1 protein-coding gene is annotated in these 901 nt (G+C 44.6%); it reads left to right on the top strand.

From position 1 onward, the window contains the following. The coding region (locus tag A3757_RS23965; protein WP_068740424.1) for a glutathione binding-like protein at nt 1-498 on the top strand (498 nt) is incomplete at its 5' end. Nucleotides 499-901 lie beyond the last annotated feature (403 nt).

The following is a 901-nucleotide window of genomic DNA, read 5'->3' as shown; positions in this document are numbered from 1 at the left end:
ATTATTGATCACGACAACGAAGGTTTTACTCTTTTCGAATCGGGGGCCATCCTGATCTACCTAGCCGAAAAGTCGGGAAATTTTTACGCACATACACCTAACGAGCGCGCGCTTATAAATCAGTGGCTAATGTTCCAAATGGGCGGAATTGGTCCAATGATGGGGCAAGCAAATGTTTTCTTTCGCTACTTTCCAGAAAAAATCCCCGCAGCTATTGACCGTTATCATAACGAGGTAAAGCGTTTGTTTGGAGTACTTGACTCTCACTTAAGTGAACATGAGTACCTGGTAAACAATTACAGCATTGCAGATATCGCAAACTGGGCTTGGGTTCGAACCCACAACTGGTCGGGTGTTGAAATCGATAGCTATCCAAACTTGGAAAGGTGGGTAAAAGCAATATACGAACGGCCGGCAGCATTAAGAGCCATTGATACGCCAAAGCGCCCTCGCTCAGAAAAAGTCGTTGCTAGTGGGCAAAAGATAATCGTTACCTGACAGACAGCGCTAATCAATTAAAAAGCGGGGAGCAGTGTGCTTCCTTGCGCACTACTCCCCGCTACCCAAGCTGAAGTCTTGCTGACCTCTTGGTAGGTTGATAAACCCTCATCACAGATGCTCATCCTTGAGCCCTACCCGCTTGTTCACGAAGTTAACAGCCAAATGCCACTGAAAGAATAATAATACTCGCTAAGCAGCATCCCTCGACTCCTCATGATAGATAAGGCTAGTTCGCTAGCATAAACTCTTCCGCGGCGTATCCCTTGCGTAAGGCAAAGCTAAATCCCTTTACTGCGTGAAGAACGTCTTATCTGGAACTAATGTTATAAGCAATTTTTGGGTGTGAATAGTTGTAGCTACAACCTTTTCAAAAAAATAGTCTAGTGATACTGAAATAACT

It is taken from the genome of Oleiphilus sp. HI0117 (assembly GCF_001635235.1).
Note: the sequence above shows the minus strand (reverse complement) of the source record. Positions and strands in the feature narration are given on the sequence as shown.